The 22,546-nt window shown below is 72.2% G+C and carries 20 protein-coding genes; 11 read left to right on the forward strand and 9 right to left on the reverse strand.

Annotated elements, in window-relative coordinates:
- Window positions 1-35 precede the first annotated feature (35 nt).
- Window positions 36-836 carry a glycerophosphodiester phosphodiesterase family protein gene (locus FVE25_RS14390; protein ID WP_157247185.1) on the forward strand — a complete coding sequence of 267 codons (801 nt, stop codon included), beginning with the start codon at window positions 36-38 and terminating at the stop codon, window positions 834-836.
- A gap of 7 nt (window positions 837-843) precedes the next feature.
- Window positions 844-2,208, forward strand: coding sequence for an MFS transporter (locus FVE25_RS14395; protein ID WP_157247187.1), 1,365 nt, complete (start codon window positions 844-846; stop codon window positions 2,206-2,208).
- On the opposite strand, the gene FVE25_RS14400 is transcribed toward FVE25_RS14395, so the two are convergent.
- Window positions 2,205-2,684, reverse strand: a complete 480-nt coding sequence (locus FVE25_RS14400) for a winged helix-turn-helix transcriptional regulator (protein ID WP_219825494.1) — start codon at window positions 2,682-2,684, stop codon at window positions 2,205-2,207. The two genes, FVE25_RS14395 and FVE25_RS14400, sit on opposite strands and share 4 nt — an antisense overlap.
- Before the next feature lie 70 nt (window positions 2,685-2,754).
- Between FVE25_RS14400 and FVE25_RS14405 the strand changes: the two genes are divergently transcribed.
- Complete coding sequence (locus tag FVE25_RS14405; RefSeq protein WP_157247189.1) at window positions 2,755-3,246, forward strand: nuclear transport factor 2 family protein; 492 nt, start codon at window positions 2,755-2,757, stop codon at window positions 3,244-3,246.
- A 6-nt stretch (window positions 3,247-3,252) separates the two neighbouring features.
- On the opposite strand, the gene FVE25_RS14410 is transcribed toward FVE25_RS14405, so the two are convergent.
- Window positions 3,253-4,602 carry an FAD-binding oxidoreductase gene (locus FVE25_RS14410; RefSeq protein WP_157247190.1) on the reverse strand — a complete coding sequence of 450 codons (1,350 nt, stop codon included), beginning with the start codon at window positions 4,600-4,602 and terminating at the stop codon, window positions 3,253-3,255.
- A gap of 106 nt (window positions 4,603-4,708) precedes the next feature.
- Here FVE25_RS14410 and FVE25_RS14415 point away from each other — a divergent pair, with 106 nt between their 5' ends.
- The gene (locus FVE25_RS14415) at window positions 4,709-7,675 is read left to right on the forward strand and encodes an ATP-binding protein (protein WP_157247192.1); all 2,967 of its coding nucleotides are present in this window, start codon (window positions 4,709-4,711) and stop codon (window positions 7,673-7,675) included.
- Window positions 7,676-7,978: 303 nt separating this feature from the next.
- Here FVE25_RS14415 and FVE25_RS14420 read toward each other — a convergent pair whose 3' ends face one another.
- Window positions 7,979-8,335: a hypothetical protein gene (locus FVE25_RS14420; protein ID WP_181019590.1), complete on the reverse strand. Its 357-nt coding sequence runs from the start codon at window positions 8,333-8,335 to the stop codon at window positions 7,979-7,981.
- Window positions 8,299-9,387 (reverse strand): OmpA family protein, encoded by a 1,089-nt coding sequence (locus FVE25_RS14425; protein WP_157247195.1) that lies wholly within the window; start codon window positions 9,385-9,387, stop codon window positions 8,299-8,301. Before FVE25_RS14425 ends, FVE25_RS14420 begins: the two co-directional genes overlap by 37 nt.
- 162 nt (window positions 9,388-9,549) lie before the next feature.
- On the opposite strand from FVE25_RS14425, the gene FVE25_RS14430 reads away from it, so the two are divergent.
- On the forward strand, window positions 9,550-10,155 hold the full coding sequence (locus FVE25_RS14430) for a hypothetical protein (protein WP_157247197.1): 606 nt from the start codon (window positions 9,550-9,552) through the stop codon (window positions 10,153-10,155).
- Window positions 10,156-10,296: 141 nt separating this feature from the next.
- Window positions 10,297-10,641, forward strand: a complete 345-nt coding sequence (locus tag FVE25_RS14435; RefSeq protein ID WP_157247199.1) for an RNA polymerase-binding protein RbpA — start codon at window positions 10,297-10,299, stop codon at window positions 10,639-10,641.
- 31 nt (window positions 10,642-10,672) lie between these two features.
- On the opposite strand, the gene FVE25_RS14440 is transcribed toward FVE25_RS14435, so the two are convergent.
- The 5 genes from FVE25_RS14440 to FVE25_RS14460 form a co-directional block, all read right to left on the reverse strand.
- On the reverse strand, window positions 10,673-11,179 hold the full coding sequence (locus tag FVE25_RS14440) for a hypothetical protein (protein ID WP_157247200.1): 507 nt from the start codon (window positions 11,177-11,179) through the stop codon (window positions 10,673-10,675).
- 33 nt (window positions 11,180-11,212) lie between these two features.
- Window positions 11,213-11,737 (reverse strand): FxsA family protein, encoded by a 525-nt coding sequence (locus FVE25_RS14445; RefSeq protein WP_157247202.1) that lies wholly within the window; start codon window positions 11,735-11,737, stop codon window positions 11,213-11,215.
- 70 nt (window positions 11,738-11,807) lie between these two features.
- A complete protein-coding gene (locus FVE25_RS14450) occupies window positions 11,808-12,548 on the reverse strand; it encodes a polyprenol monophosphomannose synthase (RefSeq protein WP_157247204.1) in 741 nt (246 codons plus the stop codon).
- Between the two features lie 9 nt (window positions 12,549-12,557).
- On the reverse strand, window positions 12,558-14,141 hold the full coding sequence (lnt, locus tag FVE25_RS14455; protein ID WP_246267012.1) for an apolipoprotein N-acyltransferase: 1,584 nt from the start codon (window positions 14,139-14,141) through the stop codon (window positions 12,558-12,560).
- Window positions 14,142-14,704: 563 nt separating this feature from the next.
- Window positions 14,705-16,963 carry a HelD family protein gene (locus FVE25_RS14460; RefSeq protein WP_157247208.1) on the reverse strand — a complete coding sequence of 753 codons (2,259 nt, stop codon included), beginning with the start codon at window positions 16,961-16,963 and terminating at the stop codon, window positions 14,705-14,707.
- 229 nt (window positions 16,964-17,192) lie between these two features.
- Here FVE25_RS14460 and FVE25_RS14465 point away from each other — a divergent pair, with 229 nt between their 5' ends.
- The 5 genes from FVE25_RS14465 to FVE25_RS14485 are packed head-to-tail and all read left to right on the forward strand — an operon-like array spanning window position 17,193 to window position 22,528.
- Window positions 17,193-18,392, forward strand: coding sequence for an ROK family transcriptional regulator (locus FVE25_RS14465; protein ID WP_157247210.1), 1,200 nt, complete (start codon window positions 17,193-17,195; stop codon window positions 18,390-18,392).
- A 13-nt stretch (window positions 18,393-18,405) separates the two neighbouring features.
- The gene (locus FVE25_RS14470; protein WP_157247211.1) at window positions 18,406-19,749 is read left to right on the forward strand and encodes an ABC transporter substrate-binding protein; all 1,344 of its coding nucleotides are present in this window, start codon (window positions 18,406-18,408) and stop codon (window positions 19,747-19,749) included.
- 6 nt (window positions 19,750-19,755) lie between these two features.
- A complete protein-coding gene (locus tag FVE25_RS14475) occupies window positions 19,756-20,697 on the forward strand; it encodes a carbohydrate ABC transporter permease (RefSeq protein WP_157247213.1) in 942 nt (313 codons plus the stop codon).
- Window positions 20,694-21,575: a carbohydrate ABC transporter permease gene (locus FVE25_RS14480; RefSeq protein ID WP_157247215.1), complete on the forward strand. Its 882-nt coding sequence runs from the start codon at window positions 20,694-20,696 to the stop codon at window positions 21,573-21,575. The genes FVE25_RS14475 and FVE25_RS14480 overlap by 4 nt, the downstream gene beginning before the upstream one ends.
- Entirely contained in the window at window positions 21,461-22,528 is a 1,068-nt protein-coding gene (locus FVE25_RS14485; protein ID WP_157247217.1) for an N-acetylglucosamine kinase, read from the forward strand. The genes FVE25_RS14480 and FVE25_RS14485 overlap by 115 nt, the downstream gene beginning before the upstream one ends.
- Window positions 22,529-22,546 lie beyond the last annotated feature (18 nt).

Genomic DNA, 22,546 nt, shown 5'->3' on the forward strand with positions numbered 1-22,546 from the left:
CCCAAACGTTCACCCATGGAAGGCATACTCGACCCGTGCTCAGCCGCCGCTTCCCGTTCCTCGACCACCCGGGCCCGCTGGCCTTCGCCCACCGCGGCGGGGCGGCCGAGGGTGAGGAGAACACCGCAGCCGCCTTCGAGCGGGCCGTCGGCCTCGGCTACACCTACCTGGAGACCGACGCCCACGCCACCTCCGACGGCGTCCTGCTGGCCTTCCACGACCACACCCTCGACCGGGTGACCGACCGGCGCGGGCGCGTCGCCGACCTGCCCTACCGGCTGGTACGGCAGGCGCGCATCGGCGGCGCGCACGAGATCCCCCTGCTGGAGGACCTCCTCGGCAGCTTTCCCGAAGCCCGGTTCAACATCGACGTGAAGGAGTCCGGCGCGATCGCCCCGCTCGCCGAGGTGATCAGGCGCACCGGCGCCTACGACCGCGTCTGCCTGACCTCCTTCTCCGACGAGCGGCTCGAGCGGGCCAGGGCGGCGATGGGCCGCGAGGTCTGCTCCTCGCTCGGGCCCCGCGGCGTGGCGGCCCTGCGCACCGCGGCCAGCACCTCCGGCTACGGCCGCCTGCTCGCCCGCCTGGCCCGCTCCGGCGTCCCCTGCGCGCAGGTCCCGATCGGCTTCCGCGGGCTGCGTGTCACGACCAAGGCCCTGGTCCGCACCGCGCACGCCGTCGGCATGCAGGTGCACGTGTGGACCATCAACGACGCCGTGCGCATGAACCACCTGCTCGACCTCGGCGTCGACGGCATCATGACCGACAACATCTCCGGCCTGCGCGACGTCCTCGACCGGCGCGGCCTCTGGCATCCCGGCTCCCTGGCCGCATAGGAGAAGCATGACCGTCCCCTCGCCCCCCGCGGTCTTCGACGACTCCCCCGCCGCGCGCAAACGCGAGCAATGGGGCTGGTACTTCTACGACTGGGCCAACTCGGCCTTCCCCACGACGGTCCTGACCGTCTTCCTGGGGCCGTACCTGATCACGATCGCCGAGGCCGCCGCGAACGGCGCCCCGTACGTGGACGTCCTCGGCTTCGCCGTACGGCCCGGCGCGTACTTCTCCTTCGTCGTCGGCGTCGCCGCGGTCCTGCAGATCATCTTCATGCCGGTGGCCGGGGCGCTGGCCGACCACACCGGGCGCAAGAAGGAGCTCATGGGCTTCTTCGCGATCGCGGGCGCGCTGGCCACGGTCTGCTTCTGGTTCGTCGGCGACGGCCGCTACATCCTCGGCGGCGTGCTGTTCCTGATCGCGAACGTGGGCTTCGCCTGCGCGTTCGTCATCTACAACTCCTTCCTGCCGGACATCGCCGCCCCCGACGAGCGGGACAAGGTCTCCGGCATGGGGTGGGGCTTCGGCTACCTCGGCGGCGGGCTGCTGCTTGCCGTGCACCTGGGGCTGTTCCTCAACGCCGAGGCCCTCGGCCTGGACGAGGGCACGGCGGTGCGCATCGCGCTCAGCTCGGCCGGCCTGTGGTGGGGCGGCTTCACGATCATCCCGATGCTGCGCCTGCGCAACCGGCACGCGCTGGCGCCGCGCCGCGAGTCGGCCGGGCAGGCGATCGGCGGCAGCTTCCGCCAGCTCGGCCGCACCGCGATCGGGCTGAGGGCCTACCCGCTGACGCTGGCGTTCCTGGTCGGCTACCTGCTCTACAACGACGGCGTGCAGACCGTGATCTCCTTCTCCGCCACGTTCGCCGAGAAGGAGCTGCAGCTCGGCAAGACGGTGCAGATCGGCGCGATCCTCATGGTGCAGTTCGTCGCGTTCTTCGGCGCGCTGCTGCTGAGCTTCGTGGCCTCCAGGGTCGGCGCCAAGAAGGTCGTGCTGGGCGCCCTGGTGGCCTGGACGGTCGTGGTGGCGATCGCCTACTTCCTGCCCGCGGGCTCGGCGGCGGCCTTCTACGCCCTGGGCTTCGCGATCGCGATCGTCATGGGCGGCACCCAGGCGCTGTCGCGGTCGCTGTTCTCCCACGTGATCCCGAAGGGCAAGGAGGCGGAGTACTACAGCCTCTACGAGATCAGCGACAAGGGCTCGACTTTCCTCGGCTCCTTCACGCTCGGCATGGCATTCCAGATGTCGGGCAGCTACCGGCTGGCGATCATCTCGCTCATCGCCTTCTTCGTGCTGGGCGGCGCCATCCTGGCCGCGGTCAACCTGCCCAAGGCCATCCGCGCCGCGGGCAACGCCGTCCCGGACAAGCTCTAGGACGGTTTCGCCAGCACCATCGTCCCGGGGCCCTGGGCGGCTCCGGGGCCGCCGACCATGGTGATCGAGTCCGCGTCCGCGGGGCCGCCGCAGTGCGGGCAGGTCACCGTGGGCGTGAACTGCCGCCCGCAGGAGTGCACGAGCAGCGCCGGAGGGCCGCCGGGCGGCGTGGCCCAGCGGTCGCCCCAGGCCATGAGCGTGATGAGCGCGGGCACGATGTCCTTGCCCGCCTCGGTCAGGTGGTACTCGAAGCGGACCGGGCGCTCCTGGTAGGGCACCTTCTCGATCACCCCGGCCGCCTGGAGGCGTTCCAGGCGCTGGGTGAGCAGGTTGCGCGAGATCCCGAGGTCTTCGCTGAGCTGGTCGAACCTGCGCAACCCGAGGTACAGGTCGCGCAGGATCAGCGGCGTCCACGGCTCGGCCACGACGCCGACGGCCTGCGCGATCGAGCAGTGCATTTCCCCGAACCTGTTCACCGGACCAGGATAGTGGGTTGATAAAGTGAACCCATATGAGTTCACTTTCAGGACCCACTGGAGGCTCCCGATGAACGCCATCACCCAGCGCTACCGCGAGGCCGGCGAGGCCAAGGACATCGCCGCCCTGATGTCCACCCTGGCCCCCGGCGTCCGCTTCCACTCCCCGCTCAGCGCCCGCGCCGGCTTCGCCGGGCACGACCAGCTCCGCGGCCTGTTCACCGTCGCCCTGGGCGCGCTGCGCGGCCTGCGCTACCACTCCGACGTCGGCGACGACCACACCCGCATGCTCGCGGCCACCGCCCGCCTCGGCACCCGCGAACTCGAAGAGGCCACGCTCGTCCGCCTCGGCGACGACGGCCTCATCACCGAGATCACCATGTGGATCCGCCCCCTGCCCGCCCTGACCGCCATGATGGCCGCCCTCGGCCCCGGCATGGCCCGCGCCTCCGGCAAGCCCGCCCTGGCCGCGGTCGTCGGCGGCGCGGTCAAGCCGCTGGCCTTCATGACCGACTTCGGCGACCGGACGCTGGTGCCCCTGCTCGCCCCGCCCGCCTCCTGACCCCGATCACGCCGGGCGGACGTGGGCGCAGTGCCGGAAGACGTCGTCCGGGTCCCAGGCCGCCTTCACCCGCTGCAGCCGGCTGTACCGCTCCTCCCCCATCGCCCAGCGGACCCGGTCCTCGTCCGGCGACTCCAGGTTCAGGTAGGTGCCGGTCACCTCGTGGCCCCGGATCGCGGCCGTCACCTTCTCCGCCCAGGTCTCGTTGACCAGGTCGGCGGCCGGGTCGATCCAGATGGCCATGGGGTGGATGAGGTACTGCCCGCCGTACCGGCTGGGGAAGGCCGAGTCCGGGGCGCCGCGCACCGCGTCCGTCACCGTCGAGACCGTCACCTGCGAGAACGGGCTCGGCGCCGACAACACCGCCTCCTGCAGGTCGGCCACGAGCCGCGGGCCGACCTCGCGCACGTACTCCGCGCCCCATCGGTTGCGCCGCCCGGGCGGGGCGCCCTCGTCCAGCATCGACTGCAGCGCCGTGTACGGCATTGGACCCACGGCGTCGAACAGCGGCGCCTCCGCCGCGCGCAGGGGCTGAAGCACGTCGCCCGCCGCCTCCGCGGGGCCGAACCAGACCGGCACCACCGCGACGATCGGCCGCCCGACCACGTTGCCCGGGACGAACGGCGCGGGCGGCGCCGTCATGAACACCGCAGCCCAGGCGAAGTCCGGGCCGGACGGCACGGCGGCCAGCGCGTCCATGACCGCGGGCGCGTCGGCCACCCGGTAGCCGATCATGCCGCTGACCACCGTCGGCCCCACCGGGTGCAGCCGGAAGGTGAAGGAGGTGACCACCCCGAAGTTGCCGCCCCCGCCGCGCAGCGCCCACATGAGCTCCGGCTCGTCCTCGCCGGTGACGTCCACGATCCGCCCGCCGGCCGTGACCATCTCGGCCCCGACGAGGTTGTCACAGGCCAGGCCGTGCCGCGTGGACAGCCACCCGTCGCCGCCGCCCAGCGTCAGGCCCGCCACCCCCGTGTGGCTCACCCGCCCGCCCGGCACCGCCAGCCCGTGCGCCTGCGTGGCCTGGTCGACGTCGCGCCACGTCGCGCCGCCGCCCACCACCGCCGTGCGCGCCCGCGCGTCCACGGTGACGCCGCGCAGCGCCGACAGGTCGACGACCAGGTCACCGCCGAGCGCCCGCCCCGCCACGCCGTGGCCGCCGCCGCGCACGCTCACCTGCATACCGTGCCGGCGCGCGTGCTCCAGCGCCGCCACCACGTCCTCCGCCCCGCTCACCCGCACGAGCATCGCGGGCCTGCGCTCGATCATGCTGTTGTGCAGGGCCCTGGCGTCCTCGTAGCCGGGATCCCGCGGAGTGAGCACTTCTCCGTGTACGGCGGGCCGCATCATCGTCATCGTCCTCCCCTGACCTGGTGAAACGGTGGAACCCTAGAGTCCGTACCCCGCCTTGCACCCCCGTTTCACCGGCGTCTCACCAGTGTGACCTGCGATACTGTCCGCCATGCCCGCCCCCTCCGGCCTGGACGTCCTCGTGCTCGGACCGGTCGTCGCCGGCGACGTCCGCGTGGACCGGCTCCTCGAACGCGCGCTGCTGGCCCGCCTCGCGCTCGCGTCCGGGCGGCCCGTGCCCGACGACCGCCTCGCCGCCGACCTGTGGGGCGAATCCGAACTCACCCGCCCCGCGGAACGCCTCCGGGTCCTCGCCTCCCGCCTGCGCGCCGCCCTGTCCCCGTCGCCCGGATCCCACCTGACCAGGACGCCCGGCGGCTACCGCCTGGACGCCCGGCCCGCCGACCTCGGCACCGCCCGGGAGGCGGCCGAACGCGCCCATGCCGCCGTCCGTGCCGGGGACCACGAGCGGGCCAGGGACGCCGCCGCCACGGCGCTCGCCCAGTGGCGCGGGGCGGCTCTGGAAGACCTGCGGGCCATTCCCTACGCGGCCGCCGAGGGCGCACGGCTGGACGCCTGGCGGCTGGACCTGCTCGTCGAGCGGCTCACCGCCGACCTGGCGCTGGGGTCCGCGGCCGAGGTCCATGCCGAGCTGGCCCGGCTGGCCGGCGAACATCCCCTGCACGAGCGGCTGCACGGGCTGCTGGCGCTGGCCCTTTACCAGACGGGGCGGCAGGCCGAGGCGCTGGAACGGCTGACGGGGCTGCGCCGTACGCTCGCGGGGGAGCTCGGGGTGGATCCGGCGCCGGAGACGGCGCGGCTGGAGTTGCTGATCCTGCGGCAGGACCCTTCCCTTGGCCTGCCGGACCGCCCATCGCCGGCCTCGTTAACGGTCCCCCAGGCGGCGGAGCCGCCCTCCGGTGCCGAGACGGCGCAGCCGGTTCGCGGGGCTTCCCCTCGGCTGCCGGGGCCGATGACCAGTTTCGTCGGGCGGGACGCCGATCTGGCCGCGCTGGTGGACCGGCTGGCGCGGCCCGGGCTGGTCACGCTCACCGGCGGGCCGGGCAGCGGCAAGTCCAGGCTGGCGATCGAGGCGGCCAGGGCCGTGGCCGCCGGTCGGGCGGTCACGGTGGTGGAGCTGGCGCCGCTGGCGCGGCGAGAGGCGATCTGGGCCGCGCTGGGCGCCGAACCGGGTGCCGACGACCCGGTTCAGGAGACGGCCAGGCGGCTGGAGGGCGGGCTGCTGGTGCTCGACAACGCCGAGCACCTGGTGGAACCCGCCGCCGATCTGGTGACGGCGCTGCTGGGCCGTACCTCGGCGCTGACCGTGCTCGTCACCTCGCAACGCCCGCTGCTGGCCGCCGGTGAAGAGCTGCACCGCGTCGGGCCCCTGGCCGGCGCGGCGGCGGCCCGGCTGTTCCGCGAGCGGTGCGCCCCGGACCAGGCGTCGGCCGGAGCCGAGGCCGTGACGGCGATCTGCGCGGCCGTGGACCGGCTGCCGCTGGGCATCGAGCTGGCCGCCGGACTCACCCGGGTGCTCACCGTGGAGCAGCTGGCCGCACGAGTGGAGGACCGGCTGCGGCTGCTGGTGGGCGGCCGGCGCGATGCGGGCAACCGGCACACCAGCCTGCGTGCCGCCCTCGACTGGAGCCACGACCTGCTGGAGGGACGCGAGCGCGCGGTGCTGCGCATGGTGTCGGTGTTCAGCGGCGGCTTCACGCTCGAGGCGGCGGAGCACGTCGCCGCCTATCTGAGCGACCCGGCCCTGAGCGATCAGCCGGACCCGGTTCCCGCCGGTGACGTGGCACCGGCGCTGGCGGAGCTGGTCGATCGGAGTCTGGTCACCGTCGAGGCGCACGGCGGCAGGCGGTTCGGGCTGCTGGAGACGGTCAAGGACTACGCGCGGGCGCGGCTGGGCGAAAGCGGCGAAGGCGAGGCGGTGCGCGGGGGGCATCTGGCGTGGTGCCTGGAGTTCGCCACGCGGATGGGTGAGCCCGACGACTTCGCCACCGCCGAGTCGGTCACGGCGCTGTTCGCCGAGTGGCCCAACCTCCTCGACGCGCTCGACGCCGCACCGGGCACCGGCCGGGCGGCCGGCGGGCTACGGCTGGCGCTGGCCATGCACACCCCGTGGCTGATCCGCGGCTGGTACCGCGAGGCTGAGCGGCACTTCGCCGCCCTGGCCGACGCGCCGGGCGCCACCGTGGCGGAGCGGGCCGCCGCGCTGTGCGACCACGGGTTCGTCAGCACCATGATCGGCCGCTTCGACGAGGCCGCCGACCTGCTGGCCAAGGCCGACAAACTGGCCGGGGACGACACGCTCGCCATGAACGTGCGCTACTACCGCGGCATCGTCGAGATCGAGCGCGGACGGCTGCGCGACGCCCTGCCGCCGCTGCTCGACGGGCTGGCGCTGGCGGAACGGCTGGCCAACCGGCAGCGGATGTCGGCCTTCGCCGACGCGCTCGGCACGCTGCACCTGTACGCGGGCGACGCCGAGGCGGCTCTGGACCGGTACGTCATGGCCAACGCCCTCGACCGGGAGAGCGGCGACGAGCACGGCCTGGCCCGCGGCCTCAGCAACCAGGCGCAGGCGCTGCTCGGCATGGGACGTCCCCGGGAGGCGGTGGCCTGCGCGGAGGAGTCCGGCCACTACGCCCGGCGCCTCGACGACCGGCAGATCCTGCCGCTGAACGAGCAGGTCCGCGGCAACGCGGCCATGGCGGCGGGCGACCTGGGCACGGCCGAGTCGCACCTGCGGGCGGCGCTGGCCTACGCCGAGGAGGACGGCACCGGGGCGGGGATGGCGCACATCGACCTGGCCGACGTGCTGATCCTGCGCGGTGCGACGGACGAGGCGGCGACGCTGCTGGCCGCCGTCTACGCCGAAGCGCCGGAGGGCAGCACCCCCTGGCTGGCCGCCGAGGCGGTCTCGGCCGCCCTGGCGCTGGCCCGGGGCGAGCGCGACACCGCCCTGGGCCTGGCCGAGGCGGCGACGGGCCGGTACGCGGCCTCCGGCTTCGGCTGGCCCCGATACGCCGGCCGGCTGGCGGCGGTACGAGAGGAACTGGGGCTGTAGGGCCTGGCCCGCCGCCTCCAGGAGAACCCCGGGCACCCGGCCTCCAGAACGCGCTGGGGCTTAAACCCTGCAGGACGCACTGGGGCTTGAGCCCCTGCAGGACGCGCTGGGCTTAAGCCCCTCCAGGACGCGCTGGGCTTAAGCCCCTCCAGGACGCGCTGGGCTTAAGCCCCTCCAGGACGGGCTGGGAAGTCAAGGCACCCGGGCACGCAGTCTCCTGGGCGTGCCCGGGTGCCGGCCGATCGCTTCTCCCGTGGGCCGCACGGTGGAGGGGGGCGATCGGGGCTTCGTGGCCGGATGGCCTCACCCGTCGGTGATCTGGGCCTCGAGCGGCCGGCCGTACCCGGCGAGGTGGACCTTGATGGAGGTGACCGACGGGTCGGGCGCGGGCAGGAGGCCCCAGAGCGTGACCTCCGCCCCGGCGGGAAGCTCGTCGAGCCCGTCCGGCGCGAAGGTGGGGCTGAGGGTGCCGACGAAGTCGAAGTAGGTGGGCTCGGCGAAGCCGCACAGGTCGTGGCGGGCCGCGGCGGAGGTGGCGGCCAGCTGGCCGGTGGTCAGCTGCTTGGGCGTGAAGTGGTTCTCGTACGGCAGCGGCGCGGCCTGTCCGCCGGGGTTGGCGACCTTCACCTGTGCCAGCACGTAGCCCGACAGGCGGCGCACGGACTCCACCTCGGCCCGCAGGCCGGACAGCTCGTCCCCGGTGGCGGGCACCGGGGCCGGTTCACCGGAGCGACTGTCGACGCGGATCTCCACGCGCCGGTTCTTGGCCCGGCCCGCCGGGTCGTCGCCCCCGCCGGCCGTGGTGTTGGGGCGACCGGCTTGCGTTCGCCGTGGCCGGCGGCCTGGTAGGTGAAGCCGTCCCCGAGAACCGGCCGCAGCTCCCGGGCGACCGCCTCGGCCCGCTGCTCCGACAGCGTCTGGTTGGCCGCGTCGCCGCCCACGGCGTCGGTGTGCCCCTCGACGGTGACGGTGCCGGAACCGGCGGCGACACGTGCGCCCAGGGCCGCGATGGCCGACGTGGCCGCAGGCGACAGGCGGGCGCTGCCGAACGCGAACAGCACGTCGCTGGGCAGCCGGAACGTCTCGTTCCCGCCCTCGCTCACCTTGCAGACCAGCGCTCCCGTGCTCCCTTCCGCGTGCGGGCCGCGCAGGGCGGGATCGTCCTCCGGCGTACCGCTGCCGATCGGCACCATGACCGGCAGCAGCCCGTTGAGCGCGACGAGCAGCTCGCTGGTGTCCCCGGGCGGCGCGGCGAACACCGCCGTCACCCGGGCCGTGCCGCCGGGCTCGATATCGGCGTCCTCGCTGATCCGGTCCGCGCCCATCAGCCCGTAGGCGGCGCCCTTCTGGGGGTCGATCAGCGCCAGGAGCCGTTCACGGCCTTCCAGCCCGAGCTCGCCGGGCGAGATGTCCTCGTCGGTGCCGTTGTAGAGGTCGAACTGCAGCGCCAGTTCCCTGTCCCCCACCCGGGTGAGCCGCATGTTCCGCCCCTCGACACGCAGCGCGGTGGAGACGGGCCCCGTGCTCACGCCTCCCCCATCGGCGGCCGAAGCGCCGCCCGCTGGAGTGCTGACCGCGGGGGCAGGCCCGGACGAGGCGGGTTCTGCCGCCGGGTAACTCTCCTGGCGGGCCGCCTGCCGTACCGGTCCGCAGGCAGACACCCCGAGCACGAGCGCCACGCCCGCGGCCAGGCGTCTGGTGAGTGGAGTCATGACACCCACCGTGGCCGCCCCGCGTTCCACGGACATCTCACCCGCGTCTCACGCCCGGGCACAAGGACCGACCGGCACAAACGAGAGCAGTGCTCTTGACACAGCGGCTCTTTTTGGAGAGCATTGCTCTCATAACGGAGCGATGACCTCAAAGGAGACCCCATGTCCGCCCCCCGCCTCACCTCCGCCGCCTTCGCCGCCACCGGCGTGATGTTCCTGCTCTACCCCGTCCTGCGCCCCTCCGGCGACGACGCGGCGGCCATGGCCTCCACCGGCTGGGTCGTGGGCCATCTGGCGGCGATGCTCGGGTTCGTCCTGCTCGGCCTGGCCGTGCTCGGGCTGCACCAGATCCTCGGTGACCGCCTCTCCCTGCGCGCGGCGGTCGTGACCTGGATCGGGGCCGGGCTCACCCTGCCCTATTACGGCGCCGAGGATTTCGGTCTCTACGTCATCGCCCAGCGCGCCCTTCGTGACGGCACTCCGGCGCTCATGGAACTGGCCGCGGAGTTCAGGCACGGCACCGTCCCGGTCACGATGTTCGCCGGAGGACTGCTGCTGCTGGGCGTCGGTGCGGTCATGGCCGCGGTCGCCGTGTGGCGCTCCGGGATTGTCGGGCGGTGGAGCGCGGTGCCGATGGCGGCCGGGTTCGCGCTGTTCATCCCGCAGTTCTTCGCCCCGGTCTACGCTCTCCGGGTCGCCCACGGGGTGCTCATCGCCCTGGGCGCGCTGTGGCTGGCCGTGGTCGTGTGGCGTTCGCGAACCGCGTGAAAGAAGAACTTCCCGTCGTTCCTGGCGGACAGCGCGATTGGATCACCCTCTGGATGGGAATCCCATCACGGTATCAAGCGTTAGACACCGTGGGAGACAGACCCCCCAATTTCTTGGGGGCCCTGTAGGAGGCATTAAGACATGGGCGAGCGCGCGCTTCGTGGCACCCGGCTCGGGGCAACCAGCTACGAGAACGACCGTAACACGGATCTGGCCCCGCGCCAGGAGGTGTCCTACACCTGTCCTAAGGGCCATCGCTTCGAGGTTCCGCTTGCCGCTGAGGCCGAGATCCCCGCGACCTGGGAGTGCCGCATGTGCGGCGCGACGGCGGTGCGCGTGGACGGCGAGCAACCGGAGTCGAAGAAGGCGAAGCCGCCGAGGACGCACTGGGACATGCTCCTGGAGCGGAGGTCCATCGAGGACCTGGAGGAGGTGCTCAACGAGAGGCTGGCCGTTCTTCGCGCCCAGCGTCGCAAGAGCGCCTGACACAGTCTCACGGTGAAAGCCCCCGGGGTTTCTACCCCGGGGGCTTTTCGCGGCTCGAGCCGTTGAGAACGGGCACGCCGGTGTAGTCGGCCTCGGGCAGCTTGGCGATGGACCCGGCCCGCACCCGCTCGTAGGCGATCGTGCGCGGCCCGCCGTCGGCGGCGGGCGGGACCGCGAGGCAGCCCTCCCAGCCCTGCCGCCCCTCGGCGGTGAACGGCGCCCAGGCCAGCAAGAACGCCGGATTCCCGCCGGCCAGCACCATCGGCGGCATCCTCAGCGGCGCCGGATCCTCCTCGCCGGGCCCGGGCCGCGGCACGTCCGCATAGTCGGCGCCCGGCAGCCTGCCGAGCTCCCCGGCCGGCGCCCAGCGGTAGTTCAGCCCGTGAACGGCCTGGCCACGCACGTCGACCTGCGACTGCGGGATGGCCAGCCGTCCCTCCCACCCGGCCGGGCCGCGCCGCCACGCGAGCAGGAACGCGGGAGTCTTGCCCAGATAGAGCAGCATCGGCGGCATTCGCAGCGGTTCGACATCATCCACACTGCGGAGAGTAGCCGGACGCTCCGACAGAACCTAGACGTCGCGCTCCTCGCGCAGGACCTCGCCGTGCACGACCTTCCCGCCGGGCGCGGAGCCGGACGTGGAGCCGGGCCTGGAGCCGGGCGCGGAGTCCGTGCCGGGCCGCTGGAAGGGCACCCCCAGGTTCGCGTACGGCGAAGCCGCCGCCATCGCCTTCATCCGGCGCGCGAAGAACCACGACCCCAGGCGGCGCATCATCGGCCGCGTGAACGGCAGCACGCACAGGAACCCGAGCACGTCGGTCAGGAAGCCGGGCGTCAGCAGCAGGGCGCCGCCCACCAGGATGAGCCCGCCGTCGGCGAGCTCGCGCTCGGGCATGCGGCCGGACTGCAGCGTCTCCTGCAGCCGCCGCCAGGCCCGCCGGCCCTCCCTGCGCACGATCCAGGCGCCCAGGAGGCTGTCGGCGATCAGCAGGGCGACCGTGGGCCAGCCGCCGATCACCTGCCCTACCTGGATGAGCAGGAAGATCTCCAGGACGGGCACGACCAGGAAGGCCAGGAAGAGCAGGAGCCGGACCATCGTTGTTCCTCATTCGGGCAGGCGGGGTTCACTGCACGGTACAACGTCCGGGCCGCCCGAGGCGTTCCGCTCAGCGGCGGCGGCGCAGACGGGACGGCAGGCCGGTGACGCCCCACAGGGTCACCCGCCACAACGCCTCCGAGATGATCTTCCCGCTCATCTTGCTCACCCCGTTGACCCGTTCGACGAAGGTGATGGGCACCTCGCGGGCGCGCAGGCCGTTGCGGACGGTGCGCAGGGTGAGGTCGACCTGGAAGCAGTACCCCTGCGACTCCACGCCGGTGATGCCGACCTTCTCCAGGGTGGAGGCGCGGTAGGCGCGGAATCCCGCGGTGGCGTCGCGGATGGGCAGGCCCAGGATGAGGCGCACGTAGACGTTGGCGCCCCGGGACAGGAACTCGCGGTGGAAGGGCCAGTTGACGACCTTGCCGCCCGGCACCCAGCGCGAGCCGATGGCCAGGTCGGCGCCCTCGGCCAGCGCCTCCAGCAGCTTGGGCAGTTCCTCCGGCTGGTGGGAGCCGTCGGCGTCCATCTCGACGAGGACGTCGTAGCCCTCGTTCATGCCCCAGCGGAAGGCGGCGATGTAGGCGGCGCCGAGGCCCTGCTTGCCGGGCCGGTGCAGGACGTGGATGTGGTCGTCGGCGGCGGCCAGCCCGTCGGCGACCTCGCCGGTGCCGTCGGGGCTGTTGTCGTCGGCCACCATGAGGTGGGCGTCGGGCACGGCGGCCCGGATGCGCTGGGCGATCAGCGGCAGGTTGTCACGCTCGTTGTAGGTGGGCACGACGATGAGCACCCGGCCAAGCGTCTCCATGGTCAGTCGTTACCTCATCCGGTCGTCTCGGCGCCTGCCACGCCACGCGGCGGCGCACACGGCCGCCACACCCATCGCTATCAATGCCCATTCGGGCGCCGCGCCCACTCGGGTGGCGATCGTGGACTGGGTGCGCACCGGCACTTTGACCACGGTCATGTCGGCGACCCGCTCACGGGTCTGCCACGAGACCTTACCGTCCGGCGTGACGAAGGCGGAGATCCCCGTGGTGGCGGCGGTCACGACGGCGCGGTTGTGCTCGACTGCGCGCAGCTTGGACATGGCCAGCTGCTGGGGCGGCAGGTTGGACAGCGCGTATGTGGCGTTGTTGGTCTGCACGGCCAGCGGGGTGCCGCCGGCCCTCACGGTGTCGCGCACGGTTGCGTCGAAGGCGACCTCGTAGCAGTTGACGGCGCCGATGGTGACCGGCCCCATCCGGAGATCGCCGGGTTTGTCGCCGGCCACGGACTGCCGGCCGACCAGCCTGGCCCGTTCGAACAGGGTCAGGAAGATCTCTTTGAACGGGGTGTACTCGCCGAAGGGGACGAGTTGCTGCTTGTCGTAGTAGGGGCCGGGCCCGGTGACCGGGTCCCAGACCAGGCTGCGGGTGGCGCGCTCGTTGTCGCCGATCGCGACGACGGCGCCGACCAGCGTGGGGACGCCGACGTCCTTGACTGCGGCGTCGATGGTCGAGCGGGCGAACTCGCTGCGGTAGGGGTCGATGTCGGTGGAGTTCTCGGGCAGGACGACGAGGTCGGGCTTGGGGAGCTCGCCCGCGCGCACGGCCTGCGCGAGGCGCTTGGTCTCGTTGGCGTGGTTCTGCAGGACGATCGCGGGTTCGTCGCCGTAGGCGTAGATGCCCCGGCCGGGCACGTTGCCCTGGACGATGCCGATGTTGACGCTCTTGCCCTCGTCACCGGGCCGCGGCACCGCGAAGGCCAGCAGAGGTACGGCCAGCGCCAGCGCGACCGGCGCCGCCGCCCGCCGGATGCCCTGGGCGGACCTCCACCGGAGCACGGCCGCGGCCGGCAGCGTGCCGGCCAGCGCGACGGCGAAGGTGACCAGCGGCGCCCCGCCGAGCGCGGCGTAGGGGGTGAACGGCGACTCGCCCTGGCTGAAGGCGACCCGCGCCCAGGGGAAGCCGCCGACGGGGAAGGTCGAGCGGCCCCACTCCATGAGCACCCAGAGCGCCGCCGCCCAGAGCGGCCACCACGGCAGCCGGAAGCTCAGCCGGGCGCAGAAGGCCCAGGCGGCGTAGAACAGCGCCTCGACGCCGACCAGGGCCAGCCAGGCGTCGACGCCGATCGGGCCGACCCATTGCAGGGCGGGCAGCAGGAAGACGAGCCCGGCCAGGTAGCCGAGCCAGGCGGCGCGGCGGGGGCGGCAGCCGTACGCCGACAGGGTGAACAGCGCGATGCCGATCGGCGCGCTCCACCACCAGTCGAGGGGCGGGAAGGCGAGGAAGAGGAGGAAGCCGCCGGCGGCGGCCGCGGCGACGCGGGCCAGGAGCGTGGCGCGTGGTTCTTTCGGCGTGGTCGGGGGCGCGGCGGGACGCACGGGCGTGGACGGTGGGGCCTCCGCTTTGTCCTGCACCACCCGGTCTCCTCGCGATCGCAACATCTCCTGCGCAAACGCTACCCCCTGACCGGCCCGGTCCGGCGTGCGCCGGGGCCCCAGGAGTGTCGTGCCGGACCCCTGGAGTCTCCGCACCGGCCGGGTGATCCCGCGGCGACGTCTGGCCGCAGGATCACCCCGCGCGTGTGTGGTCCGGGGGCACGGGAGCGGGAAGAGGGCCCGGAAACCCTTCGGACCGGATCCGTCTCGTCGGCGGCGAGCGCGGAATTCCGTTGTCTACTGGGCTACCGGGCCCGTCCCGGGTCCAACCCCCCGCCCGGTTGGGGTGCCCCGACTCGACGGACCGACGGCCCTGCACCTGGCTGTGTGGACGGAGTCACGCTCCGTCACGGACGCAGGATCCGACGATGTCAGAGACGGCCAACCGGCCAAGTCCCGTGCTGGACTGCGCAGCAAACTACCGACTCCAACTCAGATGTCAACCGTGTCCCGATCAGCGGAAACATCAAGTTTTCCCAGGTAGGGCATGTGCCGCACCCAGTCTTGACACCAAGGCCCCGTACCGATGGCCATTTGTCGGCTCATGCTCCACGGGGTCGCAAGCGCCGTAGTTCGGGCCCCAGCGGCTGGTCGTGGACGACGCCGAGCCGTTGCGTGGCGCGGGTCAGAGCCACGTACAGATCGCTGGATCCGCGCGGCGACTGCCCGGCGATCGCCTGCGGCTCGGCCACGATCACCGAGTCGAACTCCAGGCCCTTGGCGTCGGCCACGCCCATGACGGCGGCGGGCGCGTCGAGCGCGGCGGCGCCCCCGCCGGTGACCGCCCCGGGCACCGCGTCCGCGACCCGCGCCCCGACGGTCCCGACCAGCGCGTCCGGCGCCACGACGACGACCTTGCCGCCCTCGCCCACCTCGGCCTTGACCAGCTCGGGCAGCTCGGTCAGCGGCGCCGACCAGGGCACCGCGCCGCTCTCGCGCACCGAGGTCGGCGCCTGCAGGACGGGGTCGATGGTGGCCAGCACGTCGGCGGCGACCGCCATGAGCTCCACGGGGGTGCGGTAGTTGACGGTCAGCTTCTCCTGCCGCCAGCGTCCTGCCACGTAGGGGTCGAGCACGTCCGACCAGGCGCGGGCGCCGGCGGCCGAGCCGGTCTGGGCGATGTCGCCCACGATCGTCATGGAGCGCGTGGGGATGCGGCGCATGACCGTCCGCCAGGCCATCGGCGACAGTTCCTGCGCCTCGTCCACGATGACGTGACCGTAGGCCCAGGTGCGGTCGGCGGCGGCGCGTTCCGCGGTGGTGAGGTAGGGGCCCTCGCCGCGCTGGCGCTCGGCCAGCCGTTCGGCCTCCATCACGTCCGACAGTCCCGTCAGCTCGAGGACCTCGCGGGCGTAGGCGAGCTCGGCCTCGCGCTCGTGCTCCTCGGCCTGGCGGGCGGCGGCGAGTTCCTCCTCGGCCTGGGCGGCGCTGGCGCGCAGCACCTTCTCGTCGATCTCCCCCAGGAGCTCGGCGGCCTCGTCGAGCAGGGGGACGTCGGCCTCGGTCCATTCCCCGCCCTCCCGGCGCAGCAGGGCGCGCTCGCCGGGGGTCAGGGCGGCGGCGGCGTAGCCGAGCCGCTCGGCCGAGCCGTACAGGCCCAGGAGGAGACGCTGCGGGGTGAGGTAGGGCCAGAAGCGGTTGAGCGCGGTGCGCACGACCTGCTCGGTGCGGAGTTCCTCGCGCAGGTCGGCCAGCTCCTCCTCGTCGATGAGGCCCTTGCCGATCTTCTTGGCGGCCTGGCGGGCCAGCGCATTGAGAATGGAGCGCACGAAGACCGCCCGCGCCTGGTTGTGCGGGCGGCGCGAGCGGATGGCCTTGTTGCGGGCGGCGTCGAGCATGCCGGGCTCGATCGTGAGCGTGTAGCGGCCGAGCGGCAGGTCCACCGGCTTGCGCTGGACGCGCTGGCGGTCGCGCACGGCCTTGGCGATCACGTCGGCCATCCTGATGTCGCCCTTGAGCGCGGCGACCTCGGGCCGGTCGCGGGCGGTGGCGTTGAGGCCGGGGTAGAGCTCGCCGACGGTGGACAGCAGCACGTCGGTCTCGCCGAGCGAGGGCAGCACCTGCTCGATGTAGCGCAGGAAGGTGAGGTTGGGGCCCAGGATGAGCACGCCACGCCGTTCCAGCCGCTCGCGGTGGGTGTAGAGGAGGTAGGCGGCGCGGTGCAGCGCCACGACGGTCTTGCCGGTGCCGGGTCCGCCCTGGACGACGAGGACGCCGTTGAGGTCGGCGCGGATGACGCGGTCCTGCTCCGACTGGATGGTGGCGACGATGTCGCGCATGCGCCCGGTGCGCTTCTCGTCCAGCGCGGCCAGCAGCGCGGCCTCGCCGTTGAGGGTGGCGCGGTCGGCGTCGCTGATCGCGTCGAGGTCGAGCAGGTCGTCGTCGACCCCGACGACGGTACGGCCGCGCGTCTGCAGATGCCGGCGCCGGGTGACGCCCATGGGGGCGGCGGGGGTGGCGCGGTAGAACGGCTGGGCGACCGGGGCCCGCCAGTCGATGAGCAGGCGTTCCTGCTCGTCGTCGGTGAGGCCGAGCTTTCCGATGTAGAGCCTGCCCTCCTCGGCGTGGTCGAGGCGGCCGAAGACCAGGCCGCGCTCGACCGCCCACAGCCGGGCCAGGCGGTTGGCGTACATCTCGGCGAAGGTGTCGCGCTCGGAGCGGTTCTGCATGGTGCCGACCGCTCCGGTGGCCAGGACGTCCTTCAGCTGGACCTGGGTTCGCTCGCGCAGCACGTCAAGGCGGGTGTACAGGCGGGAGACGTATTCCTGTTCCTTGGCCAGCTCGGTTTGACGAGCGGCCATGGGACCACTAGTGTTGGTGGCGTTAATGGGACACTCCGGGCCATTCTGCTAGTTGTTACGACAAATGACGACCTTAGCATGCCTGTTGAGACACCCAGGATTCTCCTTTCCTCTCGACGGTCACGTCTTGGTTTCACCTCTTGACCAATCCTGCCAGGACTCCGTACGTTCACACCAAGTTAGGAAAGTTTCCTAACCCTGCGTCTCAGCATGCGGTGAGGGAGAAGACGTGAGCAGTCCGGTTCCTGGTACTCCAAGCCTGCTGCGGGCGATCAACGATCGCGCCGCGCTGCAGGCGCTGCTGGAGCGCGGACCCCTCACGCGCCCCGAGATCGGCGCGCTGACCGGGCTGTCCAAGCCCACCGCCTCCCAGCTCCTGTCCCGCCTCCAGGACGCCGGCCTGGTCGTCCTCGACGGCATCAGGGAGGGCCTGCCGGGCCGCACCGCCGAGGTCTACCGGATCAACCCGGCCGCCGCCTACGTCGGCGCCATGGACGTCACGCCCGACCGGATCGAAGCCCGCGTCGCCGACATCACCGGCGCGACCGTCGGCGAGTTCACCCTGCCCACGGCCCGCCGCCCCGCCGGCACCCTCGTCGAACGGCTGCGCGCCGCGCTCGACGGCGCCCGGCCGCCGGGGGCGCCGCGCCGCATCGTCATCGGCGTCCAGGGCGCCATGGATCCCACCACCGGCCGGCTCGGGTTCGCCACGGCCAAGGACGTGCCCGGCTGGCTCATCCCCGACCTGCTGCCCACCCTCGCCGAGGGGCTCGGCGCGCCCGTGGACGTGGAGAACAACGTCAACCTCGTCGCGCGGGCCGAGCAGGCCCACGGCATCGCCCGCGGCCACGGCGACTTCGTGCTGCTGTGGGCCGACGAGGGCATCGGCCTGGCCATCGTGCTCGGCGGGCGGCTGCACCGGGGCGCGACCGGCGGCGCCGGCGAGGTCGGCTACATGCCCACGCCCGGCGCCCCGACCGCCCGGGAGGCCGGGCGCTACGCCAACCACGGCTACCAGGCGCTGGCGGGCGGCCCCGCCGTACACAAGCTTCTGCAGTCCTACGGCGTGCGCGGCGCCGACTTCCGCCAGGCCATCACCAACGCCGTTCGCTCCGCCCAGGGCAGCGGGCAGCGGGCCGACGACGCGCGGGCGGGGCTGCGCGACGTCGCCGCCCGGCTCGCGGTCGGCCTGGCCTCGATCACCTCGGTGATCGACCCCGCGCTCGTCGTGCTGACCGGCGCCACCGTGCTGACCGGCGGCGACACCCTGCGTGAGCTCGTCGAACACGAGCTTCACGCGCTCACCATCCTTCGACCCCAGGTGCGCTTGTCGACCATGGAAGGCAATCCCGTCCTCGCCGGCGCGCTCGACCTTGCCCTCGACACAGTCCGTGACGAGGTCTTCAGCAGTACGGTTTCCACGCCATGAGGAGGCACCCCCCGTGCGCTTCGTACCCATCGCGGTCGCCGGGCTCACCGCCCTGCTCCTGACCGCTTGCACCACCGGCAGGGAGGCGGCGCCATCGCTCGGCGCGCAGCCCAAGCCCGCCGGCTCGGCTTCACAGGCGCTGCCCGCGGCCACCCTGGAACTGTGGCACGGCTTCTCCACCCCCGCCGAGATCAAGGCGTTCGAGGATTCGGTGGCGGCCTTCAGCAAGAAGTTCCCGCAGATCACCGTCAAGACCAAGAGCGGCGTCCAGGACGACCAGATCACCGCGGCCATCCGCGGCGGCAAGGCGCCGGACGTCGCGGCCTCCTTCACCACCGACAACGTCGCCCAATGGTGTAAGTCGGGAGCGTTCCAGGATCTCACCGCGGTCATCAAGCAGGACGGCATCGACCTGTCGGTGCTGCCCGAGGCCTCGCGCCTGTACACCGAGTTCGAGGGCCGGCGCTGCACGATGCCGCTGCTGGCCGACGCCTACGGCCTCTACTACAACAAGGCCCTGATGAAGGGCAGCGAGCCGCCCAAGACGTTGTCGGAGCTGACCGAGCTGACCAAGAAGCTCACCGTCCGCGACGCCAACGGCGACATCAAAGTGGCCGGATTCATCCCCAGCTCGCAGTACTACGAGAACAGCCCCTCGCACCTCGGCCCGATGGTCGGCGCCAAGTGGTACAACGACGACGGCACCTCGGCCATCGGCTCCGACCCCGCCTGGAAGCAGCTGCTGACCTGGCAGAAGGAGCTCGTCGACTGGTACGGCTACGACAAGCTGGACAAGTTCCGCAAGGGCCTGGGTGACGAGTGGGGCGCCGAGCACCCGTTCTTCAAGGGCAAGGTCGCGATGGTCCTCGACGGCGAGTGGCGCAACGCCATGATCGCCAACGACCCCAAGGCCAAGAGCATGGACTACGGCACCGCCCCGCTGCCGGTCGCCGACGACAAGCCCGACCTGTACGGCAGCGGCTTCACCGCCGGAACCGTCATCGGCGTCCCGAAGGGCGCCAAGAACCCGCAGCAGGCGTGGGAGCTGATCAAGCACCTGACGACCGACACCGACTCGCTGGTGACGCTGTCCAACGCGCTGCGCAACGTGCCCACGACCAAGGCCGCGATGGAGTCGCCCGCCCTGGCCAAGGACGACAACTTCAAGACCTTCCTCGACATCTTCGCCCACCCGAAGACCTCGACGCTGCCCGCCAACGTCAACAGCGTCTTCAACCAGGACGCCCTCTCGACCTTCATGGCCTCCTGGGAGAAGGGCGCGGTCAAGGACCTCGACGCCGGGCTGAAAGACGTCGACAAGCGCATCAACGACAAGATGAAGCTGTCCGGAGGCTGATCCGCCATGGCCTTCCGCGCTCACGCTGCGCCGTCGCTGTGGCGGCGCAGCGAGGGCCTGCGCGCCCTCGTGTGGCTGTCGCCGTGGCTGGTGGGTGTCACGATCTTCTTCGTCTACCCGCTGCTGGCGACCGTCTACTTCTCCTTCCACCGCTACGACCTGTTCACGCTCGAGTACGTCGGCCTGGACAACTACGCCTACCTGGTCAGGGACGAGCGGTTCTGGATCTCGGTCAGGAACACGCTGTGGCTGGTGGCCTTCATGGTCCCGGCGCAACTGATCTTCGCGCTCGGCGTCGCCCAGCTCGTCACCCGGCTGAAGTCGGGCGTGGGGCTGGTCCGCACCATCATCTACCTGCCCTCGCTGGTGCCGATGGTGGCCGGGACGGTGGCCTTCGTCTTCCTGATGAACCCCTCGACCGGCCCGTGGAACCAGCTTCTCGGGCTGGTCGGCATCCAGGGGCCCGACTGGTTCGGCAGCGCCGCCTGGTCCAAGCCGAGCCTGACGCTGCTGGCGCTGTGGAGCTCCGGCAACATGATCGTCATCTTCATGGCGGCGCTCCTGGACGTGCCCAAGCACCTGTACGAGGCGGCGGCGCTGGACGGCGCCAACGCCTGGCGGCAGTTCCGCAGCGTCACCCTGCCGATGATCTCGCCGGTGCTGCTGTTCTCCACGGTCACCGCGGTCATCTACGCCCTGCAGTACTTCACCCAGGCGATGATCGCCTCCCGGGTGGCCTCCGGCTCGACCGACTCGCCCGGAACCGCCTTCACCCCCGGCTACCCCGACCAGTCGCTGCTCACCCTGCCCCAGCACCTCTTCCACACCGGTTTCCGTGACTGGACGATGGGCCTGGCCAGCGTGATGGCGCTGGTGCTGTTCGCCGCCGCCATGGTCTGCACCCTGTTCCTGCTGCGCAGGTTCCGCTACGCGGAGGAGATCTCATGACCGCCACCGCCACCGCCAGGCGGCCCGCCGTACGCGCGAAGCCCGCGGCCGGGGCGCGGCGCAGGACGCTCATGTGGATCGCCACGCACGCGCTGACCATCGCCGTCTGCATCATCTTCCTCGCGCCGATGGTCTTCGTCCTGCTGACCGCGCTGATGACCGACGAGCAGGCGCTGACCAGCAACCTGTGGCCGGAGACGTGGAGCTGGTCGAACTTCGCCGCCGTGTTCGCCAAGTCCAAGCTGGTGCAGTGGACGCTCAACACGTTCATGTACGCGGGGCTGGCGACCCTGTTCATGCTGCTGTCGTCGGTCCCGGTGGCCTACGCGCTGGCGAGGTTCCGCTTCCGGGGGCGCAAGATGGCGTTCCTGCTGGTCATCACCACGATGATGCTGCCGCCCCAGGTCGTGGCCGTCCCGGTGTACATCATCTGGGCGCGCTTCGACCTCACCGACTCGCTGTGGCCGCTGATCCTGCCGATGTTGATGGGCGACGCGTTCTCGATCTTCCTGTTGCGCCAGTTCCTCGTGACGATCCCGCGCGACTACACCGACGCCGCCCGCGTGGACGGCTGCTCGGACTTCAGGACACTGGTCAAGATCATCTTCCCGATGGCCCGCCCGGCCATCGCCGCGGTCGCGATCTTCCAGTTCTTCTACTGCTGGAACGACTACTACGGCCCGCTGCTGTACGCGGGCGTCGACCAGGAAGGGTGGACGCTATCGCTCGGCCTGGCGACCTTCAAGGCGTTCCACAGCGTCCAATGGAACCTCACCATGGCGGCGACGCTCCTGGTGACGGCCCCGGTGATCATCATCTTCTTCCTCGCGCAGAAGGTGTTCATCGAAGGGGTCACGCTGACGGGGGTGAAGGGCTGATCCTGGCCGTCGACGGGGGCAACAGCAAGACCGACCTGGCCCTTGTCGCCGCGGACGGGCAGGTCCTGGCCACCGCCCGCGGCGGCCCGTTCACCCCGCAGAGCGACGGCGTCCCCGCCGCCGTCACGGACACCCTGCGGGCGGTACGGCAGGCCGGAATGACCACCTCACCCGTGCTCGTGGCCGCCTTCCTGGCCGGCGCCGACCTGCCGGTGGAGGAGGAGGCGCTGGCCGCCGAGTTCGCGGCCCAGGGCGTCGGCGGGCGGATCGTGGTGCGCAACGACACCTTCGCCCTGTTACGCGCCGGCGCCTCCGGGCCGTCGGGCGTGGCCGTCGTCTGCGGCGCCGGGATCAACGCCGTCGGCGTCTCCCCCACCGGCCGGGTGGCCCGCTTCCCCGCGCTGGGCAAGGTGTCCGGCGACTGGGGCGGCGGGCAGGACGTGGCCGAGGAGATGCTCTGGCACGCCGTCCGCGCCGAGGACGGCCGCGGGCCGGAGACCACGCTCTCCACGCTGGTGCGGCGGCAGTTCGCGGTGGATTCGGTGGAGCAGTTCGTCCTCGACCTGCATTTCGGCCGCGTGGATCCGGACCGGGTGCTGGATCTGGCACCCGGCCTGTTCGCCGCGGCCCGCTCGGGGGACGAGGTGGCCGCGGCCCTGGCGCGGCGGCTGGCCGGCGAGGTGGCGGTCATGGCCGAGGTGTGCCTGCGGCGGCTGGACCTGCTGGAGACGCCGGCCGAGGTGGTGCTGGGCGGCGGCATGCTGACCGCCCGGGATCCGCTGATGACGGCACTGCTCGACGGCGAGTTCGCCGTCCGTGCGCCGCGGGCCAAGGTGATCGTGGCCGACGTGCCGCCGATCGCGGGGGCGGCGCTGAGCGGGCTGGACATGCTCGGCGCCACGGAGGAGGCCAAGGCCAGGCTGCGCGCCCACTACACGCCGCGACTGGCCTGACCTCGGCGGGTCCGGGGG

Source organism: Nonomuraea typhae (assembly GCF_009760925.1).
GTDB lineage: Bacteria > Actinomycetota > Actinomycetes > Streptosporangiales > Streptosporangiaceae > Nonomuraea > Nonomuraea typhae.

Excerpts from the sequence above, each read along its gene's own strand:
- FVE25_RS14395 (WP_157247187.1), top strand. The coding sequence starts at position 844 with ATGACCGTCCCCTCGCCCCCCGCGGTCTTCGACGACTCCCCCGCCGCG.
- FVE25_RS14405 (WP_157247189.1), top strand. The coding sequence starts at position 2,755 with ATGAACGCCATCACCCAGCGCTACCGCGAGGCCGGCGAGGCCAAGGAC.
- FVE25_RS14410 (WP_157247190.1), bottom strand. The coding sequence starts at position 4,602 with ATGACGATGATGCGGCCCGCCGTACACGGAGAAGTGCTCACTCCGCGG.
- FVE25_RS14415 (WP_157247192.1), top strand. The coding sequence starts at position 4,709 with ATGCCCGCCCCCTCCGGCCTGGACGTCCTCGTGCTCGGACCGGTCGTC.
- FVE25_RS14425 (WP_157247195.1), bottom strand. The coding sequence starts at position 9,387 with ATGACTCCACTCACCAGACGCCTGGCCGCGGGCGTGGCGCTCGTGCTC.
- FVE25_RS14430 (WP_157247197.1), top strand. The coding sequence starts at position 9,550 with ATGTCCGCCCCCCGCCTCACCTCCGCCGCCTTCGCCGCCACCGGCGTG.
- FVE25_RS14435 (WP_157247199.1), top strand. The coding sequence starts at position 10,297 with ATGGGCGAGCGCGCGCTTCGTGGCACCCGGCTCGGGGCAACCAGCTAC.
- FVE25_RS14445 (WP_157247202.1), bottom strand. The coding sequence starts at position 11,737 with ATGGTCCGGCTCCTGCTCTTCCTGGCCTTCCTGGTCGTGCCCGTCCTG.
- FVE25_RS14450 (WP_157247204.1), bottom strand. The coding sequence starts at position 12,548 with ATGGAGACGCTTGGCCGGGTGCTCATCGTCGTGCCCACCTACAACGAG.
- FVE25_RS14460 (WP_157247208.1), bottom strand. The coding sequence starts at position 16,963 with ATGGCCGCTCGTCAAACCGAGCTGGCCAAGGAACAGGAATACGTCTCC.
- FVE25_RS14475 (WP_157247213.1), top strand. The coding sequence starts at position 19,756 with ATGGCCTTCCGCGCTCACGCTGCGCCGTCGCTGTGGCGGCGCAGCGAG.
- FVE25_RS14480 (WP_157247215.1), top strand. The coding sequence starts at position 20,694 with ATGACCGCCACCGCCACCGCCAGGCGGCCCGCCGTACGCGCGAAGCCC.
- FVE25_RS14485 (WP_157247217.1), top strand. The coding sequence starts at position 21,461 with ATGGAACCTCACCATGGCGGCGACGCTCCTGGTGACGGCCCCGGTGAT.